This window comes from Paenibacillus brevis, assembly GCF_018919145.1.
GTDB lineage: Bacteria > Bacillota > Bacilli > Paenibacillales > Paenibacillaceae > Fontibacillus > Fontibacillus brevis.
This window is the reverse complement of the sequence record NZ_JAHLQJ010000003.1, coordinates 369,860-376,679: the sequence shown is the minus strand read 5'-3', so window position 1 is coordinate 376,679 and position 6,820 is coordinate 369,860. Positions and strand designations below refer to the sequence as shown.

7 protein-coding genes are annotated in these 6,820 nt (G+C 49.3%); 2 read left to right on the top strand and 5 right to left on the bottom strand.

Annotated elements, in window-relative coordinates; genetic code table 11:
• Positions 1–89: 89 nt before the first annotated feature.
• The 4 genes from tatC to KQJ23_RS05395 form a co-directional block, all read right to left on the bottom strand.
• Positions 90–863 (bottom strand): twin-arginine translocase subunit TatC, encoded by a 774-nt coding sequence (gene tatC, locus KQJ23_RS05410; protein WP_216477650.1) that lies wholly within the window; start codon positions 861–863, stop codon positions 90–92.
• A 105-nt stretch (positions 864–968) separates the two neighbouring features.
• A complete protein-coding gene (tatA, locus tag KQJ23_RS05405; RefSeq protein ID WP_216477649.1) occupies positions 969–1,187 on the bottom strand; it encodes a twin-arginine translocase TatA/TatE family subunit in 219 nt (72 codons plus the stop codon).
• A gap of 105 nt (positions 1,188–1,292) precedes the next feature.
• Entirely contained in the window at positions 1,293–1,778 is a 486-nt protein-coding gene (locus KQJ23_RS05400) for a MogA/MoaB family molybdenum cofactor biosynthesis protein (RefSeq protein WP_216477648.1), read from the bottom strand.
• An 84-nt stretch (positions 1,779–1,862) separates the two neighbouring features.
• Positions 1,863–2,513, bottom strand: coding sequence for a 5-formyltetrahydrofolate cyclo-ligase (locus KQJ23_RS05395; RefSeq protein ID WP_216477647.1), 651 nt, complete (start codon positions 2,511–2,513; stop codon positions 1,863–1,865).
• 188 nt (positions 2,514–2,701) lie between these two features.
• Between KQJ23_RS05395 and KQJ23_RS05390 the strand changes: the two genes are divergently transcribed.
• Entirely contained in the window at positions 2,702–4,669 is a 1,968-nt protein-coding gene (locus tag KQJ23_RS05390) for an ABC-F family ATP-binding cassette domain-containing protein (RefSeq protein ID WP_216477675.1), read from the top strand.
• Between the two features lie 49 nt (positions 4,670–4,718).
• On the opposite strand, the gene KQJ23_RS05385 is transcribed toward KQJ23_RS05390, so the two are convergent.
• Complete coding sequence (locus KQJ23_RS05385) at positions 4,719–5,144, bottom strand: MarR family winged helix-turn-helix transcriptional regulator (RefSeq protein WP_216477646.1); 426 nt, start codon at positions 5,142–5,144, stop codon at positions 4,719–4,721.
• Positions 5,145–5,293: 149 nt separating this feature from the next.
• Here KQJ23_RS05385 and KQJ23_RS05380 point away from each other — a divergent pair, with 149 nt between their 5' ends.
• Positions 5,294–6,790 carry an MFS transporter gene (locus KQJ23_RS05380; RefSeq protein ID WP_216477645.1) on the top strand — a complete coding sequence of 499 codons (1,497 nt, stop codon included), beginning with the start codon at positions 5,294–5,296 and terminating at the stop codon, positions 6,788–6,790.
• The last annotated feature ends 30 nt before the right edge of the window (positions 6,791–6,820 follow it).

The window sequence follows — 6,820 nt, the reverse complement described above, 5'->3', positions numbered from 1 at the left end:
TTTTGTTTTACATTTTTTTAAAAGGAGGCTTACCCTTAGTCATCATTGTTTATGACTTTTGGGACAGCCTCATAACCAGCACGGATCGATCAATTGGAAGAAGCAGCCTTTCCGTTTCTCTCTGCATCCTTTGCCTGCTGACGTTTATATACTCTACCGGATAAAACCACGCTGAATTCATACAGAACGATGAGCGGGATCAGAACCAGAAACGCGGAGAAAAAATCGGCCGGCGTAATCATAACCGAGATCACCACAAGAATGAAATAAGCAACTCTCCGCATCTTTTTCAGGCGTGCCGGGTTCAATAGTCGAAGCTGTGTAAGAAATAAAATAATTAACGGCAGTTCAAACAATAGAGAGATCGGAAGAACAATATTCATTAGAAATGTAAAATAATCTGCCATCCCGTAAGTTTCGACAAGGCCCAGCTCCTTGTTTACAGTTCCGGTAAAGGTCATGGCCAAGGGAAAGACAACAAAATATCCAAAGGCTAGACCCAGGATAAACAAGAGGAACACGAAAGGAATATAGCGTAGTGTAGCCTTACGCTCCTTAGGCTTCAGGCCCGGGCTGACAAAGGCCCAGACTTGGTACAAGGTAAACGGGAGGGTAACAGCTAATGCAACCAGCATGGAGATCTTCATATAAACGCCGACGCCATCCCAGAATGAAAAGGCGTTCAACTCAATAATGACCCCGGAAAGTACATTCATGGTCATGTAATGATAGATTGGATCAACGATGAAAAAGGCTCCCACAAGCACTAATACAAACACCATTAATACGTAAACGAGTCTGCGCCGAAGCTCTGTCAGATGATCTACGACCGTCTGCTGTTTATGCACTTTGTCATCACTCATCCAACTACCTCCCTTATTCAGCAGGAATTGTCTCCGCAACAAGCAATATCATGGAAATGTCCCTCCCTGTAACAGGAAGGGACACTCAAATACAATATAGACCGGCTATTCAGGTAAGTGCCGGGAATCACGCTTCTCGCTCTGAGCTTCTGTTGAGACTGCGTCCGCCTCTGGCTTGGCGACAGGTGAATCCTCTGCAAGATCACGGGTAGCCTCTTTAAATTCTCGGTATGTACGACCGACAGCCCGCCCCAGTTCCGGTAACTTATTCGGTCCAAAGAGCAGCAGTGCCGCAATGATAATAAGTAGGAGTCCGCCTGACATGATTGTTCGCCCCCTCCGAAAACCCTTTCATCAATATAGTAATAACATAACCTATATCACAGAATTAGTCCATCGGCGTGACAACTTTATGTCAGAAAACCAGGGTTATAATCTGAATTGGCCTGTCACCATGAGCAAAGCCTCTGGAAGCTGATCCATGATAGCGGCAAGATTCTCATGAACCCCCTTCGGCGTCCCTGGCAAATTCACGATCAAGGTACGGCCGCGAATGCCGACGATTCCCCGAAACAGCATAGCCCCCCGGTTCTTCTGCATAGCCGTGTGCCGCATTGCCTCAGCCATTCCGGGTACTTCCCGCTCAATAACCCTCCGCGTTGCTTCAGGAGTCACATCCCGGATTGCCAACTCCGTTCCCCCCGTAGTCAGCACCAGATCCGCTTGAAAATAGTCCGTCATCTCAATCAATGCCGCAATAATCTCATCCGGTTCATCAGGAACAATCCGGTATTCAACAATTTCACCGCCCAACTCTTCCTCCACCAGTTCACGGATTACCTGGGCACTCGTGTCTTCACGCTCGCCTCTGGCTCCTTTGTCACTTGCCGTTAGGATCGCCGTCTTCCAAACCATGAGTCACCCTCCAGTTCTATAGCAAAGCTATCTATGTTCGTCTGCAGCTTAAAAGTGCAGTAATTCAAATAAATTTGGTGCTACTTACGTATCATTAATCTCCATGATCCCATCAGGAGTAAAAATTTTGTCCACTCTAAAATCATGAGCCTCCATAGGCACCTGATCTTTCAGAATCTGCTCCCGCAGCGCGATGGCTCCCAGCTCTGCAGGGAAATTACTGCTTTCATGATCCCGTAAGCGGAATGCCTCTCGAGCTCTGATCCGTGCGATAAGCCGGTCATAATACCCTGCTCCGAAGCCGATCCTTCCACCCCAACGATCAAACGCTAGTCCCGGAATGATGACCGCATCGATCTCCCCGTACCGTTCACTGTCCCATTCCTTCGCATCTCCAGGCGGCTCTGGAATCCCCCAGAGTCCCGGCACCAGCTCCTGATGCTTCTCCAGCAGGTGCAGCTTCATGGTCCGGCCAGCCAGGCGAGGCACGATCAGGCGGTCCCCCCGAGCCTTGCAGCTTTCAAGCAAGTATCCCGTATCCGGTTCATCTCCAAAGGACAGATAGCAGCATACATTCAGTTCCCTGCCTCTTGCCTTGCGAAGCGGAGCGAGCCATTCCGACTCGGCCAGCAGGCTGGCCGCCTTGGACTGCAGTTCTCTTGAAGCCGCAGGAACCTGTGAACGAATTCGCTTCATCTTATCTCTAAGTGCCTGCTTGTCCTGTACCCTTTCCATGAAAGACTCCTTTTTCGGGCCATCAACCTCTTTTGATTCTACTTCTTAGTGTATCATTCTTAGGTTAAAATGAAAACTTTCACTATTACAGAAACAAGCTCATTTAGCGGGAATAGCGATGCATTTCACTGTATTTTCATGTACACTAGGCATAGAGTGCAAGTTCATTTGGGAGGATGTCACGCAATATGCTGCTTCAAGCTACTGAAATTACCAAGCTATATGGTGTAACCACCATCCTTGGAGGAGTTAATCTGCAAGTTCTGGAGCGGGACCGGATTGGTCTCGTCGGTGTGAATGGAGCCGGGAAATCCACCCTGCTGCAAATTTTAGCGAATGAAATCTCGCCGGACGGCGGACAAATATTCAAGGCAAAAGAGACTCGGGTGGGCTATCTTGCCCAGAACAGCGGTCTTCAATCTGATCGATCCATTTGGGAAGAAATGCTGGCCGTATTTTCCGAGCTGACAGATGCCGAACAGGATCTAAGAAGAATGGAAGCCGAGATCGCCGATCCATCACGGGATCACGAAGACAAGGCCTATCAGGATTTGTTGACCAAGTATGCTGTTAAATCCGATTGGTTCAGGGATCATGGCGGCTATGAAATCGAGACCCGAATCAAAAGCGTGCTGCACGGTATGGGCTTCGGCTCCTTTGACCCATCCACAATCGTCTCTACCCTCAGCGGCGGTCAGAAGACTCGTCTGGCATTGGCGCGGATTTTGCTCCAGGCACCGGACCTGCTTATGCTGGATGAACCGACGAACCATCTGGATATCCAAACTTTGACCTGGCTGGAGGATTATCTTCGCAATTACGCTGGCGCCCTGCTGGTTGTATCGCATGACCGGTATTTTCTCGACCGTCTTGTCACCTGTATTGTGGAGATTGAACGGCATCAGTCTCAGCGGTATACCGGGAATTACAGCCGTTATATTGAAATTAAAGCCGCAGAATACGAGAGCCAAATGAAGCTTTATGAAAAGCAGCAGGACGAGATTGCCCGGATGGAGGACTTCATTCGCCGCAATATCGTACGTGCTTCCACCACGAAGCGCGCGCAGAGCCGCCGAAAGGCGCTGGAGAAAATGGACGTGATGGATCGGCCGCTAGGCGATCTCAAGAAGGCCAACTTCTCCTTTGAGGCGGAGATCATGAGCGGCAAGGATGTGCTCCAGGTCGATCAATTATCCTTTTCATTTCATAAGGCAAGCAAGCCTCTGTTTCAAAATGTAAACTTCTATCTTCGTCGCGGCGAAACTGTCGCGCTCATTGGACCGAATGGAATCGGCAAATCGACACTATTGAAGATGCTGACCCATGATCTTGCTCCCTCGTCAGGCAGTATTTCCTGGGGCGCTAAGGTCAAAATCGGCTTCTATGATCAGGAACAGAGTCATCTGAACCCGCTGAATACGGTATTGGAAGAGGTTTGGGGCACCTACCCTTATATGGAGGAGGCTCGAATTCGCAGCGTGCTTGGCAATTTCCTGTTCAGCGGCGAGGATGTGCTTAAGAAGGTCTCTTCATTGAGCGGGGGAGAAAAGGCGCGTGTCGCTCTGGCCAAGCTGATGCTTCAACGGGCCAATGTGTTGATTCTTGACGAACCGACGAACCATTTGGATTTATTTAGTAAGGAAGTGCTCGAGTCGGCCCTGCTCGAATATGACGGAACTCTTCTGTTCATCTCCCATGACCGCTACTTCCTGAATAAAATGGCCGAACGCATCATCGAGCTTCACCCGCAGGGTGCCGAGCATTTCCTGGGTAATTATGACGACTACCTCGCCAAAAAGCAGGAGCTTGAAGAACTGGCCGCTGAATTGGCAAATACAGAATCGGCAAAAAACAGAGCCCCTGTTCTCGCCGGAGAGAGCGAGGCTGCGGGGAGTAAGTCAGGCGCTACTTCCTATGAGGCTGACAAGCAAATGAAACGGCAGGAACGCGCACGTAAGCGGCGTATGGAACAGCTGGAGGAGACCATCTCAGCGATAGAAACCCAAATTGCTGAGTTGGAAGCCGAGTTAGCGCTGCCTGAAGTCTATCAAGATTATGAGGCTGTACAAGAACGCCAGAATATCATTGACCAGCAGAAGACAGCTTTGGCTGAAGCTTATGAAGAGTGGGAAGCTTTAGCTGCCGAGAATGAATAGCTAAACCTGGATTAGAAAAAACCTCGCCAATGGCGAGGTTTTGCTATATTCAAACGTTCTCTTCCTTAATCCCTTCATACAGCTTCTCCAGCAATGCAGACAATTGCTCGCGCTCATCCGGTGCCAAATGACGAGTCAGATGCTCATTCACGTCTGCCAACACCTTATACATCTCGGGTTCAACTTCCCTTGCCTTCGCAGTGGGGTAGAGCCGATAGGAGCGGCGGTCCTTTGCGTCCACCCTTCGCTCGACATACCCGGCCTCCTCTAGTTGCTTTACAGACCGCGCTGTCGTTGCCTTGTCGAACTTCACTTCACTCGTGAGCTGCTCCTGAGTAAGCCCGGGCCGTTTCAGGACCAGAATCAGATAACTCTGATGGGCCCCGCTTCCAAAATTAATTTGCTTTAATCGTTTGGATAAATGCTTCTGATAAATCCGATTACTATAAGAAATTAGCTTGCCGATGGAATTCATATCAAAGGTACTCCCTTTCCCTGGCTCATGTAAAAAATAGTACCTTAAATTAGTTGCACATGCAACTAATTAGAAGTACAATAGGTGAGCATCATGTAGTTGCGTGTGCAACTAATTCTTCATACGACTAAAGAGAGGTGCTTCATAGCATGAAACCCCAAGATACCCTAACTGCTCCACGTTCCTTTGTGGACGACCCGTCCATCCAAAAGAGACGCTGGACGCTTCTCATCATCCTTAACTTATTTACCTTTATGTCGACGTTGGATGGAAGCATCGTCAACATTGCATTGCCTTCGATTTCACAGACCCTGGGGCTGCCCGTCGCTCAGACTGAGTGGGTCGTCACGAGCTATTTAATGGTGATCTGTGCAGCAATTCTATTTTTCGGCAAGCTCGGCGATATTTTCGGCAAAATCAACGTATTCAAATGGGGCATGGTTCTCTTCCTTATCGGCTCGCTGCTTTGCGGACTTAGCAACACGCTGGTCACCCTTATCCTTTCCCGAGCTGTGCAAGCACTCGGCGCAGCGATGACAATGGCGAACAACCAGGGGATTGTAACCGAAATATTTCCGAAGAATGAACGGGGCAAGGCCCTGGGGCTGGTAGGCACCTTCGTATCCCTTGGAAGTATAGCAGGTCCAAGCCTTGGCGGTGTTATCGTATCCGGATTAGGCTGGCAATATATATTTTGGGTAAATGTTCCGATCGGTCTTGCGGCCGTGATTATTGCCTGGCGTCTTCTTCCTAAGGATGTCAGCTTGCTTAAGGTCAAGATTGATACATCAGGAAGCATCCTGTTCACGCTGTTCATTCTCGCCTTATTTTCAGGGTTGCTGCTCGGCCAGCAGACCGGATATAACAACCCGTGGATCATCGCATCCTTTATCGCGTCCGTCTTCGTGCTAGCTGCCTTCCTAAGTGTTGAAGCACGAAAAGCACAGCCTTTACTGCAATTGAATTTATTCAAAAACCCATTGTTCTCATTGAGCATACTGTGCGGCTTTCTTACCTTTGCAGCAAATTTCGCATATAACATCCTGTCGCCGTTCTACCTGCAAAGCATCTTGAATCTGTCACCTTTTCATGCCGGACTGGTTCTGATGGTCTTCCCGGTCATCATGGTTATCGTATCTCCGTTAAGCGGGGCGCTCTCCGATAAGATCGGCTCCGAGCTGTTGACCTTCGTCGGACTCCTCCTGATGTTCGCCACCCACATCGGCCTGGCATCCCTTCATGATGGAAGTCCGCTCTCAATTGTCATTCTGCTCATCGCCATGCTCGGCCTTGGCAACGGGATCTTCCAGCCGGGCAATAATTCACTGATCATGTCGCAGGCTCCCAGATCCCAACTCGGTGTAGCAGGAAGCGTAAACTCGCTCGTCCGTAACGTCGGTATGGTCACCGGAATTACCGTGGCAACCACCGTCCTGTTTCATACGATGAGTACAAAGGCTGGTTATCGGGTTACCGATCTGATCCCTGGCCGTCCTGACATCTTCCTCTTCGGTATGAAGGCTGCTTACACGACTTCAGCAGTGATCTGCTTGGTTGCCGCATTGCTCACTGGGCTCCGGCTTTGGTCAGCACGCAGAAAAAAACATGAAGCTGACAAAAAAGACTTATCTACAGTTATGCAGTAGTTATTCACAACAAAAGCGACCTTGCGAGGT

What these genes read in the sequence shown, in the direction of transcription:
- KQJ23_RS05400 (WP_216477648.1), bottom strand. Translation starts at nt 1,778, where the DNA reads ATGGTTTGGAAGACGGCGATCCTAACGGCAAGTGACAAAGGAGCCAGA.
- KQJ23_RS05380 (WP_216477645.1), top strand. Translation starts at nt 5,294, where the DNA reads ATGAAACCCCAAGATACCCTAACTGCTCCACGTTCCTTTGTGGACGAC.
- tatC (WP_216477650.1), bottom strand. Translation starts at nt 863, where the DNA reads ATGAGTGATGACAAAGTGCATAAACAGCAGACGGTCGTAGATCATCTG.
- KQJ23_RS05395 (WP_216477647.1), bottom strand. Translation starts at nt 2,513, where the DNA reads ATGGAAAGGGTACAGGACAAGCAGGCACTTAGAGATAAGATGAAGCGA.
- tatA (WP_216477649.1), bottom strand. Translation starts at nt 1,187, where the DNA reads ATGTCAGGCGGACTCCTACTTATTATCATTGCGGCACTGCTGCTCTTT.
- KQJ23_RS05385 (WP_216477646.1), bottom strand. Translation starts at nt 5,144, where the DNA reads ATGAATTCCATCGGCAAGCTAATTTCTTATAGTAATCGGATTTATCAG.
- KQJ23_RS05390 (WP_216477675.1), top strand. Translation starts at nt 2,702, where the DNA reads ATGCTGCTTCAAGCTACTGAAATTACCAAGCTATATGGTGTAACCACC.